The sequence below is a fragment of the Aeromicrobium choanae genome, from assembly GCF_900167475.1.
GTDB classification, from domain to species: domain Bacteria; phylum Actinomycetota; class Actinomycetes; order Propionibacteriales; family Nocardioidaceae; genus Aeromicrobium; species Aeromicrobium choanae.
This window is the reverse complement of record NZ_LT796768.1, coordinates 3,098,708-3,119,837: the sequence shown is the minus strand read 5'-3', so window position 1 is coordinate 3,119,837 and position 21,130 is coordinate 3,098,708. Positions and strand designations below refer to the sequence as shown.

General features: G+C 70.8%; 21 protein-coding genes. 6 read left to right on the top strand and 15 right to left on the bottom strand.

The window, feature by feature from the left end; genetic code table 11:
* Positions 1–18 precede the first annotated feature (18 nt).
* The 7 genes from pyrF to B5D60_RS15100 all read right to left on the bottom strand — a co-directional run bounded on the left by pyrF (position 19) and on the right by B5D60_RS15100 (position 9,188).
* Complete coding sequence (gene pyrF, locus B5D60_RS15130) at positions 19–840, bottom strand: orotidine-5'-phosphate decarboxylase (RefSeq protein WP_078700926.1); 822 nt, start codon at positions 838–840, stop codon at positions 19–21.
* Positions 837–4,151: a carbamoyl-phosphate synthase large subunit gene (gene carB / locus B5D60_RS15125; protein WP_078700925.1), complete on the bottom strand. Its 3,315-nt coding sequence runs from the start codon at positions 4,149–4,151 to the stop codon at positions 837–839. Before carB ends, pyrF begins: the two co-directional genes overlap by 4 nt.
* On the bottom strand, positions 4,135–5,262 hold the full coding sequence (gene carA, locus B5D60_RS15120) for a glutamine-hydrolyzing carbamoyl-phosphate synthase small subunit (RefSeq protein WP_078700924.1): 1,128 nt from the start codon (positions 5,260–5,262) through the stop codon (positions 4,135–4,137). Before carA ends, carB begins: the two co-directional genes overlap by 17 nt.
* Positions 5,259–6,536, bottom strand: coding sequence for a dihydroorotase (locus B5D60_RS15115; protein WP_078700923.1), 1,278 nt, complete (start codon positions 6,534–6,536; stop codon positions 5,259–5,261). The genes carA and B5D60_RS15115 overlap by 4 nt, the downstream gene beginning before the upstream one ends.
* Complete coding sequence (locus tag B5D60_RS15110; protein WP_078700922.1) at positions 6,533–7,465, bottom strand: aspartate carbamoyltransferase catalytic subunit; 933 nt, start codon at positions 7,463–7,465, stop codon at positions 6,533–6,535. The genes B5D60_RS15115 and B5D60_RS15110 overlap by 4 nt, the downstream gene beginning before the upstream one ends.
* Entirely contained in the window at positions 7,462–8,019 is a 558-nt protein-coding gene (gene pyrR / locus B5D60_RS15105) for a bifunctional pyr operon transcriptional regulator/uracil phosphoribosyltransferase PyrR (RefSeq protein ID WP_456236404.1), read from the bottom strand. Before pyrR ends, B5D60_RS15110 begins: the two co-directional genes overlap by 4 nt.
* Positions 8,020–8,237: 218 nt before the next feature.
* Complete coding sequence (locus B5D60_RS15100; RefSeq protein ID WP_078700919.1) at positions 8,238–9,188, bottom strand: class II glutamine amidotransferase; 951 nt, start codon at positions 9,186–9,188, stop codon at positions 8,238–8,240.
* 290 nt (positions 9,189–9,478) lie between these two features.
* Here B5D60_RS15100 and B5D60_RS15095 point away from each other — a divergent pair, with 290 nt between their 5' ends.
* Complete coding sequence (locus B5D60_RS15095) at positions 9,479–11,098, top strand: DEAD/DEAH box helicase (protein WP_078701479.1); 1,620 nt, start codon at positions 9,479–9,481, stop codon at positions 11,096–11,098.
* 24 nt (positions 11,099–11,122) lie between these two features.
* Here the strand turns inward: B5D60_RS15095 and B5D60_RS15090 are convergent, their stop codons facing one another.
* From B5D60_RS15090 to B5D60_RS15080, 3 genes are read right to left on the bottom strand one after another with little or no spacing between them, the layout of a single operon-like run.
* Positions 11,123–11,677, bottom strand: coding sequence for a hypothetical protein (locus B5D60_RS15090; RefSeq protein WP_078700917.1), 555 nt, complete (start codon positions 11,675–11,677; stop codon positions 11,123–11,125).
* Positions 11,678–11,693: 16 nt separating this feature from the next.
* Complete coding sequence (locus B5D60_RS15085) at positions 11,694–12,323, bottom strand: response regulator (protein WP_078700916.1); 630 nt, start codon at positions 12,321–12,323, stop codon at positions 11,694–11,696.
* On the bottom strand, positions 12,320–13,513 hold the full coding sequence (locus B5D60_RS15080) for a sensor histidine kinase (RefSeq protein WP_197684338.1): 1,194 nt from the start codon (positions 13,511–13,513) through the stop codon (positions 12,320–12,322). Before B5D60_RS15080 ends, B5D60_RS15085 begins: the two co-directional genes overlap by 4 nt.
* A gap of 189 nt (positions 13,514–13,702) precedes the next feature.
* On the opposite strand from B5D60_RS15080, the gene B5D60_RS15075 reads away from it, so the two are divergent.
* Both B5D60_RS15075 and B5D60_RS15070 read left to right on the top strand, forming a co-directional pair.
* A complete protein-coding gene (locus B5D60_RS15075; protein ID WP_078700915.1) occupies positions 13,703–14,770 on the top strand; it encodes an ABC transporter permease in 1,068 nt (355 codons plus the stop codon).
* On the top strand, positions 14,767–15,483 hold the full coding sequence (locus B5D60_RS15070; RefSeq protein ID WP_078700914.1) for an ABC transporter ATP-binding protein: 717 nt from the start codon (positions 14,767–14,769) through the stop codon (positions 15,481–15,483). The genes B5D60_RS15075 and B5D60_RS15070 overlap by 4 nt, the downstream gene beginning before the upstream one ends.
* Here B5D60_RS15070 and B5D60_RS15065 read toward each other — a convergent pair.
* Positions 15,464–16,591: an alcohol dehydrogenase catalytic domain-containing protein gene (locus B5D60_RS15065; RefSeq protein WP_078701477.1), complete on the bottom strand. Its 1,128-nt coding sequence runs from the start codon at positions 16,589–16,591 to the stop codon at positions 15,464–15,466. The genes B5D60_RS15070 and B5D60_RS15065 overlap by 20 nt on opposite strands.
* Before the next feature lie 98 nt (positions 16,592–16,689).
* Between B5D60_RS15065 and B5D60_RS15060 the strand changes: the two genes are divergently transcribed.
* The gene (locus B5D60_RS15060; protein WP_078700913.1) at positions 16,690–17,007 is read left to right on the top strand and encodes a DNA gyrase subunit A; all 318 of its coding nucleotides are present in this window, start codon (positions 16,690–16,692) and stop codon (positions 17,005–17,007) included.
* Here the strand turns inward: B5D60_RS15060 and B5D60_RS15055 are convergent, their stop codons facing one another.
* Complete coding sequence (locus tag B5D60_RS15055; RefSeq protein WP_078700912.1) at positions 17,008–17,853, bottom strand: SDR family oxidoreductase; 846 nt, start codon at positions 17,851–17,853, stop codon at positions 17,008–17,010.
* A gap of 80 nt (positions 17,854–17,933) precedes the next feature.
* Between B5D60_RS15055 and B5D60_RS15050 the strand changes: the two genes are divergently transcribed.
* Together B5D60_RS15050 and B5D60_RS15045 are read left to right on the top strand one after the other, a co-directional pair.
* Positions 17,934–18,410, top strand: coding sequence for an Rrf2 family transcriptional regulator (locus B5D60_RS15050; protein WP_078700911.1), 477 nt, complete (start codon positions 17,934–17,936; stop codon positions 18,408–18,410).
* A 5-nt stretch (positions 18,411–18,415) separates the two neighbouring features.
* Complete coding sequence (locus B5D60_RS15045) at positions 18,416–19,159, top strand: alpha/beta fold hydrolase (protein ID WP_078700910.1); 744 nt, start codon at positions 18,416–18,418, stop codon at positions 19,157–19,159.
* Here the strand turns inward: B5D60_RS15045 and B5D60_RS15040 are convergent.
* From B5D60_RS15040 to B5D60_RS15030, 3 genes are all read right to left on the bottom strand, one after another.
* Entirely contained in the window at positions 19,097–19,519 is a 423-nt protein-coding gene (locus B5D60_RS15040) for a DUF6069 family protein (protein ID WP_078700909.1), read from the bottom strand. The genes B5D60_RS15045 and B5D60_RS15040 overlap by 63 nt on opposite strands.
* A complete protein-coding gene (locus tag B5D60_RS15035; RefSeq protein ID WP_078701476.1) occupies positions 19,516–20,502 on the bottom strand; it encodes an RNA polymerase subunit sigma-70 in 987 nt (328 codons plus the stop codon). The genes B5D60_RS15040 and B5D60_RS15035 overlap by 4 nt, the downstream gene beginning before the upstream one ends.
* A gap of 76 nt (positions 20,503–20,578) precedes the next feature.
* Positions 20,579–21,106, bottom strand: a complete 528-nt coding sequence (locus B5D60_RS15030; RefSeq protein WP_153303055.1) for a (2Fe-2S)-binding protein — start codon at positions 21,104–21,106, stop codon at positions 20,579–20,581.
* Positions 21,107–21,130: the final 24 nt, after the last annotated feature.

Below are 21,130 nucleotides of genomic sequence, written 5' to 3'. Positions count from 1 at the left end.
GAAACGTCACTCCCAGGGCTACAGCAGGGACAGCGCGTCGTTGGTGGCGGCGGCGGCGGCGCGGAGGGCGTTGACGTCGGGGCCCTTCGCGAGGACGTCGCGCGAGGTCGACGGGACGATCTGGTCGGTGACGGTCTCGAAGAGGCGGCGCAGGTCGTCGATCGTGCCGCCCTGGGCGCCGAAGCCGGGCACCAGGATCGGGCCGTTGAAGCCGAGCCGCTGCGTGTCGAGGTGAGCCACCGTGGCACCGATGACGGCACCGAAGGAGCCCATCGGAGAAGCACCCTCGTTGGCCTGCCCGAGCTCGACGAGGATCTCGTCGCCCACGGACATGCCCGACGACGTGGTGGCGGCCTGGAAGCGGATCGCCTCCGGGTTCGAGGTGAACGCGAGCACGAACACGCCCGCGTCGTTCTTCTCGGCCGCCGCGAAGAACGGCGTCAGCGAGCCGAACCCCAGGTACGGGCTGACGGTGATCGCGTCGGCCGCCATCGGGGCGTCGTCGTCGAGGTAGGCGTCGGCGTAGGCGGTCGCGGTGGAGCCGATGTCGCCGCGCTTCACGTCGAGGATCGTCAGCGAGCCGGTGTGCCGCAGGTCCTGCAGTGTGCGCTCGAGGATCGCCACCCCGGCAGCGCCGAACCGCTCGAAGAACGCGGACTGCGGCTTCACGAACGCCACCTTGCCCGCGAAGGCCTCCACGCACGTGGCGGCGAACCGGTCGAGACCCTCGACGGAGTCCTCGAGCCCCCACTGCTCGAGCAGCTGGGCATGCGGGTCGATGCCGACGCACAGCGGACCGTACGCCTGCATCGCCACGTGGGCGCGGCTGCCGAAGCTCATCGGGTGACCGTCTCCGCCCACGACTGCAGCGACCGCACGCCGATGCTGCCCGCGATCTCGGCCTCGATGCCCTGCACGGCGGCGGCGAGCGCCTGCACCGTGGTGAGGCACGGGATCCCCTCGGCGACGGCGGCCGTGCGGATCTCGTAGCCGTCGACACGGGCGTTCGCACCGCTGCCGAGTCCGTGCGGGGTGTTGACGATCAGCTGAACCTCGCGCGCGTTGATCTTCTCCACGACGGTGCTGCCCTGCGAGTCGTCCTCGTGCAGCTTGCGCAGGACCGTGGCCTTCACGCCGTTGCGCTCCAGGACCTCCGCGGTGCCGCTCGTGGCGAGGATCTCGAAGCCGAGGTCGGCCAGGCGCTTGATCGGGAAGATCATGTGGCGCTTGTCGCGGTTGGCCACCGAGACGAAGACCGTGCCCGAGGTGGGCAGGCCGTTGTACGCGCCCGAGGCCGTCTGGCTCTTGGCGAACGCCGAGCCGAAGGACGCGTCGATGCCCATGACCTCGCCGGTCGAGCGCATCTCGGGGCCGAGCAGCGTGTCGACATATCGACCGTCGTAGGTGCGGAACCGGTTGAACGGCATGACCGCCTCCTTGACCGCGATCGGCGCGGTGGCCGGCAGCCGGCCCCCGTCGCCCTCGGCGGGCAGCACGCCGGCGGCGCGCAGGTCGGCGATCGACTCGCCGAGCATCACCCGAGCGGCAGCCTTGGCCAGTTGGGTGTTCGTCGCCTTGGAGACGAACGGCACCGTGCGCGAGGCCCGCGGGTTGGCCTCGAGCACGTAGACCGTGTCGGAGCTGAGCGCGAACTGGATGTTGATCAGGCCGTGCACGCCGACGCCGCGGGCGATCGCCTCGGTGGAGGCGCGGATCCGGTCGATCTCGGTCGTGCCGAGCGTGATGGGCGGCAGGGCGCAGGCGGAGTCGCCGGAGTGAACACCAGCCTCCTCGATGTGCTCCATGACGCCGCCGAGGAACAGCTCCTCGCCGTCGAAGAGCGCGTCGACGTCGATCTCGACCGCGTCGTCGAGGAAGCGGTCGACCAGCACGGGGCGGTCGGGCGAGATCTCGGTGGCGTTCTCGATGTAGGTCGAGAGCGACTCCTCGTCGTAGACGATCTCCATGCCGCGGCCGCCGAGGACGTAGGACGGGCGGACGAGGACCGGGTAGCCGATCTCGTCGGCGATCCGCTTGGCGCCATCGAACGTGGTGGCGGTGCCGTGCTTCGGCGCGGGCAGTCCGGCATCGGCCAGGACCTGCCCGAACGCGCCGCGCTCCTCGGCGAGGTCGATCGCCTCGGGCTGCGTACCCACGATCGGCACGCCCGCGGCCTTGAGGCCGGCGGCCAGGCCGAGCGGCGTCTGGCCGCCGAGCTGCACGACGACGCCCGCGACGGGCCCGGCTTGCTGCTCGGCGTGCACGACCTCGAGCACGTCCTCCAGCGTGAGCGGCTCGAAGTACAGCCGGTCGCTGGTGTCGTAGTCGGTGGAGACGGTCTCGGGGTTGCAGTTGACCATGATGGTCTCGTAGCCGGCCTCGGACAGCGCCATCGACGCGTGCACGCACGAGTAGTCGAACTCGATGCCCTGACCGATGCGGTTCGGACCCGAGCCCAGGATGATCACGGCCTCGCGCTCGCGCGGCTCGACCTCGGTCTCCTCGTCGTAGGACGAGTAGTGGTACGGCGTCGTGGCGGCGAACTCGGCGGCGCAGGTGTCGACCGTCTTGTAGACGGGGCGAACGCCCAGCGCGTGGCGGACGCCGCGGACGACCTCCTCGGACAGCCCGCGGATGCGGCCGATCTGGGCGTCGGAGAAGCCGTGGCGCTTCGCGTGCTGCAACAGATCGGGCGTGAGGCGCTCGGCGGCGGTCACCTCGGCGGCGACCTCGTTGAGCAAGGCCAGCTGGTCGACGAACCACGGGTCGATCGCGGTGGCCTCGAAGACCTCCTGGGGCGTGGCGCCGGCGCGCAGCGCGTCCATGACCTCGCGCAGGCGGCCGTCGTGCGGCACGGCGGCGGACTTCAGCAGCGCCTCCTTGTCGAGGTCGACCCACTCGCGCTCCCACGAGAACACCGCGTCGGGGCGCTCGAGCGAGCGGAGGGCCTTCTGCAGGGCCTCGGTGAAGTTGCGGCCGATGGCCATGGCCTCGCCGACCGACTTCATGTGCGTGGTCAGCGTGGCGTCGGCGGCCGGGAACTTCTCGAACGCGAACCGCGGCACCTTCACGACGACGTAGTCCAGCGTGGGCTCGAAGCTGGCGGGCGTCTCCTGCGTGATGTCGTTCGGGATCTCGTCGAGCGTGTAGCCGATGGCGACCTTGGCGGCGATCTTGGCGATCGGGAAGCCGGTGGCCTTCGACGCGAGCGCCGACGAGCGCGAGACGCGCGGGTTCATCTCGATGACGACGATGCGGCCGTCGACCGGGTTGACCGCGAACTGGATGTTGCAGCCACCGGTGTCGACGCCGACCTCGCGGATGACGCCGATCGAGATGTCGCGCAGGCGCTGGTACTCGACGTCGGTGAGGGTCATCGCCGGCGCGACCGTGATCGAGTCGCCGGTGTGGACGCCCATGGGGTCGAGGTTCTCGATGGAGCAGACGATCACCACGTTGTCGGCGGTGTCGCGCATGACCTCGAGCTCGTACTCCTTCCAGCCGAGGATGGACTCCTCCAGGAGCACCTCGGTGGTGGGGCTGAGTGCCAGGCCGCTGCCGGCGATGCGCAGCAGGTCGTCGTGGTCGTACGCCAGGCCGGAGCCGGAGCCGCCCATCGTGAACGAGGGACGCACGACGACCGGGTAGCCACCCAGCTCGTCGACGCCGGCCTCGCACTCGGCCATGGTGTGGCAGATAACCGAGCGGGCGACCTCGGCGCCCCACTCGGCGGGCAAGTCCTCGACGATGGCCTTGAAGGTCTCGCGGTTCTCGCCCTTCTCGATCGCGTCGATGGACGCGCCGATCAGCTCGACGCCGTACTTCTCCAGGATTCCCGCCGCGTCCAGCTGCATGGCGCAGTTGAGCGCGGTCTGACCGCCGAGCGTGGCCAGCAGGGCGTCGGGACGCTCGGCGGCGATGACCTTCTCGACGTACTCGGGCGTGATGGGCTCGACGTAGGTGGCGTCGGCGAACTCCGGGTCGGTCATGATCGTGGCCGGGTTGGAGTTCACGAGGATGACGCGGATGCCCTCCTCGCGCAGGACGCGGCAGGCCTGCGTGCCGGAGTAGTCGAACTCGCAGGCCTGGCCGATGACGATCGGGCCGGACCCGATGACCAGGATGGACTCGATGTCAGTGCGCTTCGGCACGTGCTGCCTCCATGAGGTCGGTGAAGCGGTCGAAGAGGTAGCCGGCGTCGTGCGGACCCGCGGCGGCCTCCGGGTGGTACTGGACGCTGAACCCGGGGCGGTCCAGCAGTGCGATGCCCTCGACGACGTCGTCGTTCAGGCACACGTGGGTGACCCGCGCGGGGCCGTAGGGCGTCTCGAAGTCGGTGTCCAGCGGCGCGTCCACGGCGAACCCGTGGTTGTGCGCCGTGATCTCGACCTTGCCGGTGGTGCGGTCCTGCACGGGCTGGTTCACGCCGCGGTGGCCGTACTTGAGCTTGTAGGTGCCCCGGCCGAGCGCGCGGCCGAAGATCTGGTTGCCCAGGCAGATGCCGAAGTACGGGGTGCCGCGCTCCAGCACGCCCTGCACGAGCTCGACCTGGTGGTCGGCGGTGGCCGGGTCGCCGGGGCCGTTCGACATGAAGACGCCGTCGGGGTTGAGCTCGAGCACCTCGTCGAGCGTGGAGGTGGCGGGCAGCACGTGCACCTCGATGCCGCGCTGGGCCATCAGCTTCGGGGTCATGCCCTTGATGCCGAGGTCGAGCGCGACGACGGTGTACTTCTTGTCGCCTTCAGCCGGCACGACGTGCGCCTCGTCGACGGTGACGTCGGCGAGGTAGTTCGAGCCGGTCATGCTCGGCGCGGCCGTGACCTGCTCCAGCAGGGCCTCGGGGTCGAGGACCTCGGTGCTGATGCCGGCGCGCATGGAGCCGCGCTCGCGCAGGTGGCGGGTGAGGGCGCGGGTGTCGATGCCGCTGATGCCCACGACGCCCTGCTCGGCGAGCAGGTCGTCGAGGGAGCGGTCGGAGCGCCAGTTGGAGCGCTGGCGGGCGGGGTCGCGCACGACGTAGCCGTCGACCCACACGCGGCCGGACTCGAAGTCCTCGGGGTTGGCGCCCGTGTTGCCGATGTGCGGGGCCGTCATGACGACGATCTGGCCGCGGTAGGACGGGTCGGTGAGCGTCTCCTGGTAGCCGGTCATGCCGGTGTTGAAGACGATCTCGGCGACCGTGGTGCCGGTGGCTCCGTACGAGCGGCCGCGGAAGGTGCGTCCGTCCTCGAGCACGAGGATGGCGGGAGTGAACGTCGTCAAAGCAGCTTTCCTTCCAGGACGGTGGGCTTGCCGGCGAGGAACGTCGCGACCACGCGGCCCGGGAGTTCCCTTCCGGCGTACGGCGTGTTGCGCGAGAGGCTCGCGGTGTCGGCGGGTTCGATCGTACGGGTGACCGACGGGTCGTAGAGCACGACGTGGGCCGGCTCACCGACCGCGAGCGGACGGCCGTGGGAGGTGGCTCGGCCGATGCGCGCCGGGTTGGCGCTCATGACCTCCGCGACACGGCTCCAGGTGAGCGCGCCGGTGTCGACCATGGTCTGCTGCACGATCGACAGCGCGGTCTCGAGCCCGATCATCCCGAAGGCGGCGGCACCCCACTCGCACTCCTTGTCCTCCATGGGGTGCGGAGCGTGGTCGGTGGCGACGATGTCGATCGTGCCGTCCGCCAGGCCCTCGCGGACGGCGAGGACGTCGTCCTTGCTGCGCAGCGGCGGGTTGACCTTGAAGATCGGGTCGTAGCTGCGCACCAGCTCGTCGTCGAGCAGCAGGTGGTGGGGCGTGACCTCGGCGGTGACGTCGATGCCGCGGCTCTTGGCCCAGCGCACGATCTCGACCGAGCCGCGCGTGGACAGGTGGCACACGTGCAGGCGGCTGCCGACGTGCTCGGCCAGCAGGACGTCGCGGGCGATGATCGCCTCCTCGGCGACCGCGGGCCAGCCGGTGAGGCCGAGCTCGCCCGAGAGCGGGCCCTCGTTCATCTGGGCGCCCTCGGTGAGGCGCGGCTCCTGCGCGTGCTGGGCGATGACGCCGTCGAACGCCTTGACGTACTCCAGCGCGCGGCGCATGAGGACGGCGTCGCTGACGCACTTGCCGTCGTCGCTGAAGACGCGCACCTGGGCGGCCGAGTCGGCCATCGCGCCGAGCTCGGAGAGCCGCTCCCCCGCCAGTCCGACGGTGACGGCGCCGATGGGCTGCACGTCGGCGTAGCCGTGCTCGCGGCCGAGGCGCCAGACCTGCTCGACGACGCCGGCGGTGTCGGCGACGGGCTCGGTGTTGGCCATCGCGAAGACGCACGTGAACCCGCCGCGCGCGGCGGCCTGGGTTCCGGTGAGGACGGTCTCGGCGTCCTCGCGGCCGGGCTCGCGCAGGTGGGTGTGCAGGTCGACCAGGCCGGGCAGGGCGATGAGGCCCGTGGCGTCCACGGTCTCGTCGCCGCTGAGGTCGGCGCCGATCGCGGTGATGACCCCGTCCTCGATGAGGATGTCGGTGGCCTCGTCGCCCAGGATCCGGGCGCCCTTGATGACGGTGCTCATGCAGTTTCTCCCTCGGTGGCGCCACCCAGCAGCAGGTACAGGACGGCCATGCGGACGGCGACGCCGTTGGTGACCTGCTCGACGATGACCGAGCGGTCGCTGTCGGCCACGTCGGCGTTGATCTCCATGCCCCGGTTCATGGGTCCGGGGTGCAGGACGAGTGCGTGGTCGGGCAGTCGGTTCATGCGGGCGACGTCGAGCCCGTAGCGGCGGCTGTACTCGCGGGCGCTGGGGAAGAACGAGGCGTTCATCCGCTCGCGCTGGACCCGCAGCATCATGACCGCGTCGGCCTTTTCGAGGCTGGCGTCGAGGTCGTAGGAGGTCTCGACCGGCCAGGTCTCGACGCCCACCGGCAACAGCGTGGGCGGGGCGACGAGCGTGACGTTCGCGCCCAGCGTGTCGAGCAGCAGCGCGTTCGAGCGGGCGACGCGGCTGTGCAGGACGTCGCCGACGATCGTGACGTTCTTGCCGGCCAGGTCGCCCAGGCGCGAGCGCATCGTGAAGGCGTCGAGCAGGGCCTGGGTGGGGTGCTCGTGGGTGCCGTCGCCGGCGTTGACCACGGCGCCCTTGGACCACTCGGAGGTGGCGAGGCGGTGTGGCGCGCCCGAGGCGTGGTGGCGGATGACGACCGCGTCGGCGCCCATGGCCTGAAGGGTGAGCGCGGTGTCCTTGAGGCTCTCGCCCTTGCTGACGCTGGAGCCCTTGGCGCTGAAGTTGATGACGTCGGCCGAGAGGCGCTTGGCGGCGGCCTCGAAGCTGATCCGGGTCCTCGTGGAGTCCTCGAAGAACAGGTTGACGATCGTGCGGCCGCGCAGGGTGGGCAGCTTCTTGATCGGACGCTGGGCGACGCTCAGCAGCTGCTCGGCGGTGTCGAGGATCAAGGTGGCCTCGTCGCGGCTCAGGTCGCCGGCGCTCAGGAGGTGCTTCATGCGTCGCTCCCCTCGATCGAGACCGAGTCGGCAGCACCGTCGGTGTCGGTGAGCCGGACCCGGACCTTCTCGGTCTTCGAGGTGGGCAGGTTCTTGCCCACGAAGTCGGCGCGGATCGGCAGCTCGCGGTGACCGCGGTCTACGAGGACGGCCAACTGGACCGCCTTGGGGCGACCGAGGTCGCTCAGCGCGTCGAGCGCGGCCCGGATCGTGCGGCCGCTCATGAGGACGTCGTCGACCAGGACGACGACGCGGCCGTCGATGTCCTCGGGGACGTTGGTGGCCTCGAGCGCGCGGGGAGCCTTCAGGCGAAGGTCGTCGCGGTACATCGTGACGTCGAGCGCGCCCGGCTTGATGGTGGTCCCCTCGACCTCGGCCATCTTCGCGGCAATCCGCTCGGCGAGCTCGACCCCGCGGGTCGGAATCCCCAGGATCACCACGCCTTCGGCGTCGCGATTGCGCTCGAGGATCTCGTGGGTGATGCGTGTCAGCGCACGCGAGATGTCGGTGGCATCCATGACGGTGCTCAAGCCCGACCTCCTTCTCCGCCTCACAGGACGGTGGTTAAAGGATGGTTCGGCGTCAGGTTATCAGTGGGGTTGGCGCTTGCTGCTCTCGCCCGCCGACGGCCCACCGGTCCTGCCGGATCTTTCGACGTTGCGGCCGCGAGAGCGACATCTTTGTACCAAGTTGCCCTCCACAGCGCACGTCATCTCTGAGACTTCGAGCCTGACGCCAACCGGCGACGACGACAGGCTCCCTCTCTTGCGCGCTACACCTTCAGCTTGTCGACGGTCTTGGAGATCTTCTCGCCGTCCCTCTCGAGGAACACGATCTCGCCGAACTCCAACGTGCCCCAGTCGGCCTTGCTGTCGGTCAACGGCTCGGAGGCGAAGATGACGCCGGTCGCGTCCGAGACGGTGCACTCCTCGAAGTCGTAGGTCGGGCCGTCGTGGTCGAAGTGGCGACCCATCAGCAGGTACATCGGCTCCAGGAGCATGGAGAGGGCGTAGTCGTCCGTGCCGGGGCCGGACTTGCGCAGCTCCTCCCAGTCCCCCGCCGGATCAGGCTCACCGTGGTGCCCGGTGCCGACGTTGACCCCGATGATCCGGTTCGGGGAGACCAGGGCCAGCTTCAGCTTGGCCAGTGCCGGCAGATCGAGGTCCTTCATCGCCTGCACGAGGAGTCTCATGACCTGCTCGAAGGCGCGCTTCACGTCCTCGTCGCTGTTGCTCTCGAGCAGGGACAGCAGCAGCACGTAGAGGAACTCGGTGTCCGTGGTGCCCACCATCTGCTCCAGGTACTCGTCCTTGCAGTGCTGCAGCAGCTCGCGCTGCAGGAGCTGCCAGTTCGGCACGTCACCGTTCTGCGCGACGATCCACGGAGTCCCCTCGAAGGAGAAGGGGTGGCAGTTCTCGTCGGCCAGCACGGTCTTGGAGTTGTAGTCCGCCGCTCTCACATGGGCGAGCATGGTGCTGACCTGGAGGCTCGGCACGATGCCGGCGACGTTGTCGTCGTAGAAGGCAGCCATGGGGCGGTGGTAGAGGAACGGCTTGTCCGCCTTGAGCAGATGCTCGCTCCACGCTCCGAATCCCCAGCCGGCCAGCTGGAGCTGAGGGTGGCGCTCTGGATCGAGGGCCTGGTTGATGAGGCTGTTCTCAGGCTTGAGCAGCAGGTCTTCCAGCGGTACTTCTGATCCGAGATAGGCCAGAACGCGGCACATGGGCTTCCTTCACTGATCGATCATGATCCGGGACGTGGTCGGTCGGCACAGGCCCGCGCACTCGAAGGGACGCAAGCGTCCCGAGCCTAGGGGCGATGGGTGGGGACGGCGACCGGGACGCCTCCCCCGGGCGAGCCAGCTCTGTTCGGGTCGGACACCCCGATAGCGTCCGAGGGGTGGCCAGTCCTCGCCGATCCAGCGCTCGCCGACGCACCGCGTCTGCGCGCCGTGGCGGGGCGCGACAGAAGTCGCGGCCGTTGCCGGCCGCCGGTCCGGGTGAACGGGTGTGGGTGCTCGACGTTCCGTATGGGACACAGGTCGACGGCGCCACCTGGCACCCGGCGGTCAAGACCCATCTCCACGTCGGACGCGCGTTGCCCGAACACCTCGCCCCCTACGCTCCGGGACCCCACACGCTCGGTCGATTCATCGAGAACTCCCTCAACCCAAACCATCCGACGCCGAGCCCCGAACCGACCGACGAACTTGAGCCTCGGAGGATCCAGTTCGAGGCGGCCGACGCGATCGCGGCGCGTGCCGCGGCGGGCGGGCGGCAGTTCCTGCTGGCCGACGAGCCCGGCGTGGGCAAGACGATCTCCGCGGTTCTCGGCGCGACGGCGGTGGGAGATCTCCGCGGTGCGCGGCGGGTGCTGGTTGTGGCCGACCGACCCGCGGCGATCACGATCGGGCACTGGTGCCGCACGATCACGGCACTCGGCGACGGCGGCCTCGAATGGGTGGTCATCACGTGGGACCGGTTGGAGAAGGTCAAGGACCACACGTGGGACGTGATCATCGCGGACGAGGCTCACGCGCTGCGACGCACCACGACGAAGCGATGGAAGCTCTGGGCCCGGATCTCCGGACACGGGCGACCGCACGACAAGGCGCCGTTCGTGATCGCGACCACCGCGACGCCCGGGCACACGCCACTCGAGCTGCCGTACCTCGCTCCGTCCTATGCGCAGGTGCTCGGCGAGCCGATGAAGGAGTGGACCTCAGCGACGCAGCCCGCAGCCGTGTTCGCCGACGCGCTCGAGCGCCACGGCGTCGGGGTGGAGCGCGGGCGCTACGGCGCGACGTGGACCACCGACCCCGCTCGGCGCGCGGCGGACCTCAAGCTGGTGCGTGGCTGGCTGGCCGAGGAACGGCCACCGGCGATGCTGCACCGCTCCGCACCGTGGGGGCCGGTGCCGATCTTCGGCATGCCCGTGGCGCTCACCCCGGCGGAACGGACGGCCTATGAGTCCGAATGGGGCCAGTTCTGTCGTGAGATGGACGTCGCCCGGCGCGGCCGCAATGTCGCGAAGGGCCGCTCCGCGCTGCTGCGCTTCCGGCAGAAGGCCGGACTGATCCGCGTCGACTCGACCGTCGCCTGGATCGCCCAGCAGGTCGAGGCCGAGCGCCAGGTCGCGTGCTCCGTCGAGTTCGTGGCGACCGCCGCCGACCCGATCGCCGACCGACTGCGCGAGACCGGCATCGAGGTCGCCAGCATCTACGGCCGCGACCGGTTCGACGTCGAAGCCGAGCGGCTCCGGTTCCAGACGGGACAGGCGAAGGTCTGCGTGTTCACGACAGTCGCCTCGATCAGTCTGCACGCCGGCGAGACCCTCGCCGACGGTCGCCGTGGGAGCACCGAGCCGCGGGTCGGCATCTTCCACCAAGCGCGATTCTCGGGCATCGCCGGACGGCAGGTGACCGGCCGAACCCACCGCGACCACCAGGTCTCGCCGTGGCACATCGCCTACGCCGAGGGCACCGTGGAGGAACAGGTCGGCAGAGTCATGGTGGAGCGGATCGCCGCAGCCTCCGACACCGCGGGAGGCGACACCTCGGGCTTCAGCGAGCTCGCCCAGCTCCTCGGGGCCGACTGGCTGCCCGCGACGGCCCTGACCGAGGACGGAGTCTGATCCGTCACGAGCAGGACACCGACCTCACGCGAGATCGGACAGGCGGGCCTTCCAGTAGGGACGCCACCGCTCACTCTCGTCCGCGGACCCGAGCCCGGCGTGCTGGACCGCGATGCGGTCGGCCGAGATGTCGACGTTCACCGATGAGCCGTCCGCCAGCTTCGCCCGCCAGTACCGCCACTTCTCCGTCGAGCTGATGCGCGGCTCCCCCGCCAGCGCCACGCCGTCGAAGGTGTCCTGGGCCACGAGCGCGAGCCAGCGCTCGAGCAGCTCGTCGAGCGACCCCACGACCTTCTTCGACGCCGACACGGCGTGGTCGCCCGCCGACAGCTGCCCTTTCTCCCGCAGGCCGTGCTGGTGTCCGTACTCGATCGCGATGGTCTGGGCCCACCAGCCGTCGTTGAACGGCTTCCCGTTCTCGGCGTGCTTCGTGATGCCGAGCTCGTGGACGCGCCCCAGCGCGAGCTTCGCGATGTCGGGGTGCGGAAGCTGCTGGGCTCCCTGCCCGGTCAGCCACTCGTCCCACGAGGTCCACGCGGTTCCGGTCGCCCTGGTGATGCTCGCCGCCTTCGATGCCATGGGAGCGAGCCTCTCATCAGGCGCGGCCGATGACACCCCTGCGGCGTGCCTCGGCGACCGCCGCAGTGCGCGAGTTCACGCCCAGCTTCGGGTAGATGTGCGCCAGGTGGGACTTCACGGTGGTCTCGCTCAGGTGCAGCCGACGGGCGATGTCGGTGTTGCTGTGCCCCGCGGCGACCAGGCTGAGCACCTCGAGCTCTCGCGCGCTCAGGGACGTCTGCGGCTGCTGCATCCGCGCGAGGAGGCGCGTCGCGACCGAGGGTGAGAGCGCGGTCTGCCCTGCGGCGGCGGCATGGATCGCCGCGGTGATCTCCTCCGGAGCGGCGTCCTTCAGCAGGTATCCGGCGGCACCCGCCTCGATGGCCTCGATGACGTCCGCGTCGGTGTCGAAGTTCGTCAGGACGAGCACCGCTGGCGGATCCGGCAGCTCGCGGATCTCGCGCGTGGCCCGCGCACCCTCGAAGACGCGGTTGAACTGCAGGTCCATCAGCACGACGTCCGGATGACTCCGTCTGGCCTCGTCGAGTGCCTCCGAGGTGGAGCCCACGGCCGCGACGACCTCGATCGTCCCCTCGGTCTCGAACAGGGCCGAGAGAGCGGCCCGCATGAGCGGGTGGTCGTCGACGACGAGGACGCGCACGCTCATGGGGCCACCGCGAAGCTCGCCACGACGCTGGTGCCGTGCCCCGGACGCGACTCCACGACGAGTCGCCCACCGAGGGAGGTGGCGCGCTCCTGCATCGCCGCCAGCCCGAACGACGTGGAGCCGTCGCCGAGCGTGCCGAGGTGAGCCGGGTCGAACCCGACGCCGGCGTCGACGATGTCGAGGATGATCTCGTCGTCCAGCCGCGTCAGGGTCAGGTCGACCCGAGTGGCGTGCGCGTGCTGGATCACGTTGGCGATCGCACCCTGGGCGATCCGCAGGAGTGCCGTCTCCACGGGCGTGGGCACGATGCCGGTGTCTTCCGGCACGGCGACCTCGACCTGCAGACCGGTGGTGTCCCGTGTCCGTGCTCCCAGGCGCACCAGCGCATCCCCGATGCCGGCGTTCCTCAACGCCGGCGGGGCGAGGGCATGGATGAACTCGCGGGTCTCCGCCAAGGCCTCGGTGGCCGCCTGTCGTGCCTGCTCCAGCCGCTCGCCGCCCTTCTCCGTGCCGGGACCGCTGCGTTGCGCAGCGTGCAGCAGCATGATGACGCTCGAGAGGGACTGCGAGACGGTGTCGTGGATCTCCCGCGCCAGCCGCTCGCGCTCGGCCACCACCCCGGCGGCGTGCTCGGCGACCGCCAGCTGGTCACGGGTCCGCGTCAGCTCCTCGATCAGCCGCTGCCGTCGCGCGACCTCGCGATTCAGGGCCTCGTAGCCCAGCCCGATCACGATGGCGACTCCCGCTCCCAGGACCGGCCCGACGATGCCGGCGACGTCGAAGCCCCGGTGCAGCCCGAAGGCGCAGATCGCCACCAACGTCGTGCCGATCACTGCGACGATGCCCCGCACCGTGCCGAGCAGGCGCAGGTAGAGGAAGAACAGGGCGAAGACCAAGTAGGTCGCCTCCACGCTCAGCCACAACAGCGCGAGCCACTCCAGGGTCAGGGCTCCGATCCACCACGTGCCCCGACGTCCGGGCTCGGGCAACGCGCCGTCCGGCAGGACGCCGAGGACGTACGTGGCGGCGAAAAGCGTCGAGAGCGAGAGCACCGCGACGCCGTGCGCGAGGGTGCCGTCGGTGGAGTTGAGCACCAGGATCGCGATCAGAGCGACCACGAGAGCGTGCAGGGACATCGAGAGCCACGTCGAGATCGGGCCGATCCGACCACTGCTTTCGTCCCGCTTCACACCCGCATCACCGATCCAGTCTAGGACCGGCGCAGGGCCGTTCCGTCGTCCGAAAGGTGTAAATCCTGGTCGTTCCTTCGTCGGTCGGAAAGCGTTCGGGTGCACGATGGCGCAGCGCCGGAATCGAGCGACGGTGGAGGAGACGCACCGGTCATCAGGATCGTGCGCACCCGATCTCGAAGGACTCCCATGTTCGTCGCCTGGCGCGACCTGAAAGTGGCCAAGGGGCGATTCGCGCTCATCGCGGTCGTCGTCACCCTCATCACCGTCCTCGTCACCTTCCTGGCCGGACTCACCGGAGGGCTGGCCCAGCAGAACGTCTCGGCCATCACGTCGCTCGACGCGGACCGCATCGTGTTCGCGGCCTCGGACGACGAGGCGCCGTCCTACGCCGACTCGGCGGTCTCGCGGGCCCAGGCAGCCGACTGGGCGCGCCAGGACGGAGTGACCGCCGTCCACCCGCTGGGCATCAGCACCGGACGCGTCTCGGCCGCCGACCGGCACGAGACCGTCGCACTGTTCGGTGGCGGTCCGCCCTCATCCAGCGAGGCGTCACCTCGACCCGGCCACGTCGTCCTCGGCACGGAGACGGCGGACGAGTTGCGCGTCGACGCCGGGGATCCGGTCCGGATCGCCGACCGGACCTTCGTCGTCGACGCCACGCGGGACGCGTCCTGGTACTCCCACCTGCCGGTGGCGAACCTCGCGCTGGAGGACTGGCAGGAGCTCGCCGCAAGGCCCGGCGAGCCGGCGACGTTCGCCACCGTCCTGGCGGTCTCCGGGTCGGAGATCGACTTCGGCGCTGCCGACGCCGGCGCGGGCACCGAGTCCACGGGAGTGCTGTCCTCGCTCACGGCCCTCGGGTCGTTCAAGTCCGAGATCGGATCACTGCTGCTCATGGTGGGGATGCTCTTCGGCATCTCGGCTCTGGTCGTCGGCGCGTTCTTCACCGTGTGGAGCATCCAGCGACAACCGGACATCGCGGTGCTCAAGGCGCTCGGCGCCACGAACCGCATGCTCACGTTCGACGCCTTGGGACAGGCCGCCGTCGTCCTGCTCCTGGGCGTGACGACGGGAATCGGGGTGACCGCTGTGCTGGGCACCGCGGCCGGCGCTGCCTTGCCCTTCATCCTGAGTCCGCTGACGACGCTGCTGCCCGGGCTCATCATGACCGCACTCGGGCTCGCCGGCGCCGGGCTCGCCACCCGATCCGTCACCCGGATCGACCCCCTCACCGCCCTCGGGAGCAACCGATGATCGACCTCGCCCACATCACCCTGACCTTCCCCGACGGCACATCCCGCGTCACCGCGATCGACGACGCCAGCCTGCACGTCGAGGCCGGATCCACGGTGGGCATCACGGGCCCGTCCGGATCCGGGAAGTCCAGCCTGCTGGCCGTCGCCTCCACGCTGACCACGCCCGACCGCGGCACCGTCACCATCGACGGCATCGAGGCATCCGGGCTCTCCCTGCCCGAGCGGGCCGAGCTCCGCCGCACGCGAGTGGGACTGGTCTTCCAGCAGTCGAACCTGTTGTCCTCCTTGACCGCCTTCGAGCAGCTGCTCGTGATGAACGAGCTCACGACCGACCGCCGGCGCCGTGGCGCACGGCACGCGGCCAGGAACCGAGCCGCCGAGCTCCTCGAGGCCGTCGGCCTGAGCCGGGACGCCGGCAAACGACCGTCGCAGCTCTCGGGTGGACAACGCCAGCGCGTCAACATCGCCCGCGCCCTGATGCACCGTCCCTCCGTGCTGATCGTCGACGAGCCCACCAGCGCGCTCGACCAGGAACGCGGCACCCAGATCGTCGACCTGCTGCTGCGGCTCACGGCCGAGCACGACACGGCGACGATCCTGGTCACGCACGACCAGCGGATCCTGCCTCGTCTGACCAGTGCCCACATGATGATCGACGGACGGCTGCGCCCCCTCGAGCAGGACGCGTCCGTCAGCGCCTCGGGTCGATGATCGTCATGCCGGCGAGCTTCGCCCGGTCGAAGACCGGGAGCAGGGCCGCGGCCTCGTCGAGGCCGATGGTGCGCTCGATGAGGCGCTGCGGCTCGAGCGCGCCCTGCTCGATGAGCGCCATCATGCCCGGGTAGTCGGCGGCGGCCATGCCGTGGCTCCCGAGGAGGTCGAGCTCCCAGCCGATGACGCGCTCCATCGGGACGCGCGGGTGGCCCTCGATGGCCGGGAGCAGGCCCACCTGGGCGAGGCGGCCGCGACGGCGGAGGCTGAGGACCGCGTCGGCGCAGGTCTGCTCGCTCCCGACTGCGTCCACCGCGACGTGACTGCCGCCGCCGGTGAGGTCCGCGACAGCCCGGGCCACATTTGTGAAGCGGTTCGGCTCCCGCCCGGCTTCCGCGGCGAATGCTGACACAAAAGTCGCGGCGGGCGCGGGGTCAGGGGCCCCGGAGAGGCCCGACTCCGTGAGCAGCGTGTGCTCGGCGCCGAGGTCGGCGGCGACGGCGAGCGCCTCCGCGTTGCGGTCCACGGCGATGACGCGGGCGCCGAGCGCGCGGGCGATCATGACCGAGCTCAGGCCCACTCCCCCGGCGCCGACCACCGTGACCCACTCGCCCTCGACGACGCGAGCGCGCCCGACCAACGCGCGGTAGGCCGTCGCGAAACGGCAGCCCAGGCTGGCCGCGGTCGCGAAGTCGACCGACTCGGGGATCCGCACGAGGTTGGCGTCGGCGGCGTGCACCGCCACGTACTCGGCGAACGAGCCCCAGTAGGTGAAGCCGGGCTGCTGCTGGTCGGGGCAGACCTGCGCGTCGCCGGCCAGGCACCACTCACAGGTGCCGCAGCCGGCGACGAACGGAACCGTGACGCGGTCGCCCACCTGCCAGAGCGTGACGCCCGGCCCGACCTCGGAGATCACACCCGCCAGCTCGTGGCCCGGCACGTGGGGGAACGCGACGCCGTCGTCGTGGCCGGCCCACGCGTGCCAGTCGCTCCGGCACAGGCCCGTGGCGACCACGCGGACCACCACTCCACCGTCCGGAGCCGCCGGCTCGGGGACCTCACGGATCTCCGGCCGGGCCCGGACGGCATCGAGGACGAGCGCGCGCATCGGCATCACCTTTCGAACACGTGGGGCGTGACCATTCTGACCGGTGCGCCCATTGCGCGAACACACCCTCCGCCCGCGTCGGCCCATGGAATGCGCGCATGGACGACGAGGCATACGAGTACTCAGACGACGACGTCCGCCTCATCCGTGAACGCCTGCACGTCCTGCAGCCCATCCACGACGCTTTGCAGCGGTGGCCCGAGGTCTCCGACGTGGTCCACTCCTCGAAGTCGGAGCAGCACGCCAGGCGTCGACTGCGCGAGCTGATGGGGTTCGACGACCTCCAGGCACAGGCCGTGATGGACACCCAGCTGAGACGGACCTCCGAGCACGAAAGAGAGCGGCTCAGCCAGCAGCTCGACGAGCTGAAGGACGAACTGGTCGTCGCCCTGGAGCAGCAGCGCCGTCGGTCCTGATCAGGAGAGCAGGCTCTCCAGGGCGGTGGGCGTGCGGCCACCGACCCGCTCGACCACGTCGGTGACCCGGGCGAGCTTGCCGAGCCGGATCGAGGCGCCGAACGACACGAGCAGCGGCGCGAACGCCTCGGGCACGCCGGCGGCGACGAGTCCTCCCTCGTAGGCCTCGTCGTCGACGTTGATGACCTCGATGGGGCGTCCGGCGAGCTTCGTGGCGAGCGCGGCCAGGTCGGTGGCGGTCACGGCCGCGGGACCGGTCACGTCGTAGGCCTGGCCCTCGTGGCCCTCGCCAGTCAGGACGCCCACCGCGACGGCGGCGACGTCGTCGCGGGTGACGTAGGCGGCTCCGCCGTCACCGGTGTTGGTGAACAGCTGGCCGCTGGCGGCCGCCTGCTCGACCGTGCCGACCTGCATCTCGGCGTAGAGGTTGTTGCGCAGCATCGTCCAGGACAGGCCGCTCTCGCGGAGCGCGTCCTCAGTGGCCGCGTGGTCGGGGACGACGCCCGAGGGGTTGTCCTCCGTCGGCTCGGGGATCGACGTGTAGGCGACGTGCCGCACGCCGGCCTTCACCGCGGCCTCGATGGCGGCGCGGTGGCCGTCGAGCCGGGCTCCGACGACGTCGGTGGAGATCAGCAGCATCCGCTCCACGCCCGCGAGCGCGTCGACGAGTCCCTCCGGCTGGCCGAAGTCGGCGGCGCGGACGGTCGCACCGCGGTCGGCGTAGTCCGAGAGCTTGGCGGGGTCGCGCGTGAGCAGCACGACCTCGGAGGGATCGACGGTGGCGAGGAGCTGATCGGCGACGAGGCGGCCGAGCTGGCCGGAGGCACCGGTGATGGCGAGGGTCATGGGGGTTTCCCGATCTGTAGTTACGGTGATGACAGTTCCTAACTGTAGTCACGCCGATGGCGATATGACAAGATGGGGGCATGGCCAGGTCGACCAACACCCAGTTCGCGGTGGCAGTGCATGTGCTGACGTACCTCGCCGCCAGCGCGGCGGCGGGTCGCGTCGCGCCCGTGGGCTCCGAGGAGCTGGCCGGCAGCACCGCGGTGAACCCCGTGCACGTGCGCAAGGTCCTGGGCCCCCTCCGCGCCGGCGGGCTGGTGCGCTCCCGCCCCGGCGCCCGCGGTGGCTGGGAGCTGGCCGCCGACCCCGCAGCCGTCACGCTCGCGCAGGTCTGGAAGCTGCTCCAGGGCGACGATCCGGTGCTCGGGATCCACGGCCCGAACCCGGCGTGCGCCGTCGGCGGCAGCATCCAGGGGGTGCTGACCGACCTCGACCGGCGCGTGGCGGACGCCATCGTCGCGCGGCTCGACGCGATCTCGCTGAAGGACGTCCTCACGGACGCGGGCTTCGACGCCGACGACTACGCGGCGCTCACGTCGATGGCCGGGATGCCCTGAGGCCCATGGCCGAGCTCGACGGGGTCTGGTGGTCCTCGGTGGGCGAGGGGCCCGCGGTCGTCGTGCCGCGCCTGAACGTCGACTGGTCGTCGATGGACCTGTCCGCCCTCACGGAGCGGTGCCGGGTGGTGATCGTGGCCCCGCGCGGCTTCGGGCCGAGCGAGCGTCCGGGGTCGTACGACATGAGCGGTTTCGTGCGCGACGTCGAGCGGGTGCTGGACCACCTCGGCATCGACTCGTACGCCACGTTCGGGTACTCGATGAACGGCGTGATGGCCGCACGGCTCGCCCGGAGCAGTGCCCGCGTCACCGCGGTGGCCTGCGGCGGCTTCCCGCTCACCGCCGACCTCACCGGCATGGGCCATCGTGCTCGGGCCCGCAACGCCGCGGCGCGCCAGGACCCGCAGGCGTGGGAGGAGGTCCTCGCGACCTACGACCCGGTGGCCGCCGAGGCCTTCTGGGACGACATCGCCTCGCTGCCCCGCGCCGCGCTGGCGGACCTCGACCGCCCGCTCCGCGCCTGGTGGGGCGAGGAGGACGCCGTGGTGGCGTCGCTCCTCTCCCCCGTCCAGCTGGAGCGAGACCTCGACGCACGCGGCATCCCGTACGAGGTCGTGCCGGGGCTCGACCACGACGGGATGCTGCGGCGCATCGATCTCGTGCTGCCCGCGATCAGCGCGTGGCTCTCACGGAGTGCGGAGCGCCCGCGCCACGACCGGGATCACCACGGCCGCGGCGACGAGGTGTAGCCCGACCAGGGTGGCGGTCGTCGCCGCGTTGCCTCCGGCGAGGAACGGCGGGACCAGCGAGGCCGTGGTCAGGGCCAGCGTCACCTGCAGGAACCGCTGCGCCGGGCGAGCGCTCCTGCGCCCGAGTGCGAGCGCGACGGCCACGCCGACGAGCGAGAAGAACCCGGTCACCGTGGCGAAGCCGCCCACGGGGATGGCCTCGCCCCCGTCGGGGACCTCGAAGTCGACGCCGGCCGCCTTCGCGAGCGCGGCGCAGGCCGTGGTGACCGCCGCCGCCACGACCGCGGCACCGACGCCGGTGACGGTGACCCTGCCGAGCCGGGGCCGGGTGCCGATCCGGGCCTCCGTGGCGCCGCTCATGACGCCGCCTCCAGACGCTCGGGCAGTCCCAGCCGCGGGAACTGGTCACCGTGGAACGTGAGGATCTCGCTGATCTTCCCGCCCTCGATCCGCAGCACGTCGACCGTGAGGGGCAGGTAGGCGTTCTCCTGCTCCCGCCACAGGTAGGCCCCGACGGCGGGCTGCCGGTTGGCCGAGGTGGCGACGACGCGCAGGCCCGTCATGCTCTCGAACCCGCTCTCGACCCAGTCGCCCACGACCGCATCGCGGCCGATCTGCAGTCCCGGCGTCGGCGGCATCGAGCAGCGCACGTCCTCGCGCAGCATCCCCGCGATCGAGTCGATGTCCGTGGCGACGCAGGCCTCGGTGTAGCGGCGCACCAGCTCGAGCGTCTCGGGGTCGTCAGCGCCTCCGGTCCAGTCCTGGCGTTCGGCCGGAAGGTGCTCGCGCATCCCGGCGCGGGCCCTCTGCAGTGCCGAGTTCACCGAGTTCACGGAGTCGCCGAGGAGCTCAGCGACGTCCTTCGCCGGCCAGCCGACCACGTCACGCAGGATCAGCGCGGCGCGCGGCCGCGGCGCAAGGTGCTGGACCGCGATCAGGTAGGCCAGCTCGATCGTCTCCCGTGCGACGACCTGCGACTCGGGCTCGTCGGCGTCGTCGGCGCGCAGCTCGTCGAGCAGCCGGTCGGGGTAGGGCTGCAGCCACAGCACCTCTCCGCCGGTGGCCGGCTCCGGGCGTCGCTTGGCCAGCAGGTCCAGGCAGGCGTTCGTCGCGATCTTGTAGAGCCAGGCGCGGAACGTCGAGCGACCCTCGTAGGTCTCCCGGCGCCGCCAGGCCCGCAGGAACGTCTCCTGCACGGTGTCCTCGGCGTCCTCGAAGGAGCCGAGCATCCGGTAGCAGTGCACGTGCAGCTCCCGCCGGTGCCGCTCGGCCATCGCCGAGAACGTCGTCTCGTCGACCTCGGTCATGTCGCCCCGCTCCCCCACTCGCGTGTCCACACTCATGGTCATCCTCTTCCGTCTCGTCAAGTCCTGTCACAGGTAAGACGGCAGAGGGAGCGGGAACTCATCACCCGGGTGGTCAGGCGCTCGGAGCGGCGCCTCTGGCAGACGTGCGGTTCGCCGTTCCCTTCGTGAGGGCCAGGTGCCCTCCGAGCAGGCCGGCACCGACCATGACGAGGTTCCCCGCGATCGCGAACTTCGAGCCGGCGGCATGGTTCCCGCGCATCCGCGCGACGAGGGAGCCGAAGAGCAGGCACGTGGCGATGTCCGTGCCGGCGGCGTGCACCGCACCGATCCTGCGTTCCGCGCCGGACAGCTCCGTCCAGTCCGCGGCGCCGGCGAGGGCCGTCGGCACCGACGCGGCGAGTCCGCTCGCGACGAGGAGTCTTGCGCTGGCGCGCGCGCCCGACCCTCCCGCGGCGTCGAGGATCGAGGCGCTGAGCCAGCACCCGAGGGTGACGTCCGTGAGCACGGGATGCACCGAGTGGCCGAGCACCCCTGAGTGAAGGGGGCTTCGCCTGGCCCACTCGAGCAGCGGGCGGTAGACGGTCTGCTGGGCGTCGGAGAGTGCCTCCGCGACCGGGCTCTCGCCCACGGCCCGGATCACGCCTTGCACCATCGAGCCCGACGA

Bases quoted from the DNA above. Each gene is read 5' to 3' on its own strand.
- pyrF (WP_078700926.1), bottom strand. From the start codon at position 840: ATGAGCTTCGGCAGCCGCGCCCACGTGGCGATGCAGGCGTACGGTCCG.
- B5D60_RS15115 (WP_078700923.1), bottom strand. From the start codon at position 6,536: ATGAGCACCGTCATCAAGGGCGCCCGGATCCTGGGCGACGAGGCCACC.
- B5D60_RS15110 (WP_078700922.1), bottom strand. From the start codon at position 7,465: ATGAAGCACCTCCTGAGCGCCGGCGACCTGAGCCGCGACGAGGCCACC.
- B5D60_RS15100 (WP_078700919.1), bottom strand. From the start codon at position 9,188: ATGTGCCGCGTTCTGGCCTATCTCGGATCAGAAGTACCGCTGGAAGAC.
- B5D60_RS15090 (WP_078700917.1), bottom strand. From the start codon at position 11,677: ATGGCATCGAAGGCGGCGAGCATCACCAGGGCGACCGGAACCGCGTGG.
- B5D60_RS15085 (WP_078700916.1), bottom strand. From the start codon at position 12,323: ATGAGCGTGCGCGTCCTCGTCGTCGACGACCACCCGCTCATGCGGGCC.
- B5D60_RS15075 (WP_078700915.1), top strand. From the start codon at position 13,703: ATGTTCGTCGCCTGGCGCGACCTGAAAGTGGCCAAGGGGCGATTCGCG.
- B5D60_RS15070 (WP_078700914.1), top strand. From the start codon at position 14,767: ATGATCGACCTCGCCCACATCACCCTGACCTTCCCCGACGGCACATCC.
- B5D60_RS15065 (WP_078701477.1), bottom strand. From the start codon at position 16,591: ATGCGCGCGCTCGTCCTCGATGCCGTCCGGGCCCGGCCGGAGATCCGT.
- B5D60_RS15060 (WP_078700913.1), top strand. From the start codon at position 16,690: ATGGACGACGAGGCATACGAGTACTCAGACGACGACGTCCGCCTCATC.
- B5D60_RS15055 (WP_078700912.1), bottom strand. From the start codon at position 17,853: ATGACCCTCGCCATCACCGGTGCCTCCGGCCAGCTCGGCCGCCTCGTC.
- B5D60_RS15050 (WP_078700911.1), top strand. From the start codon at position 17,934: ATGGCCAGGTCGACCAACACCCAGTTCGCGGTGGCAGTGCATGTGCTG.
- B5D60_RS15045 (WP_078700910.1), top strand. From the start codon at position 18,416: ATGGCCGAGCTCGACGGGGTCTGGTGGTCCTCGGTGGGCGAGGGGCCC.
- B5D60_RS15040 (WP_078700909.1), bottom strand. From the start codon at position 19,519: ATGAGCGGCGCCACGGAGGCCCGGATCGGCACCCGGCCCCGGCTCGGC.
- B5D60_RS15035 (WP_078701476.1), bottom strand. From the start codon at position 20,502: ATGAGTGTGGACACGCGAGTGGGGGAGCGGGGCGACATGACCGAGGTC.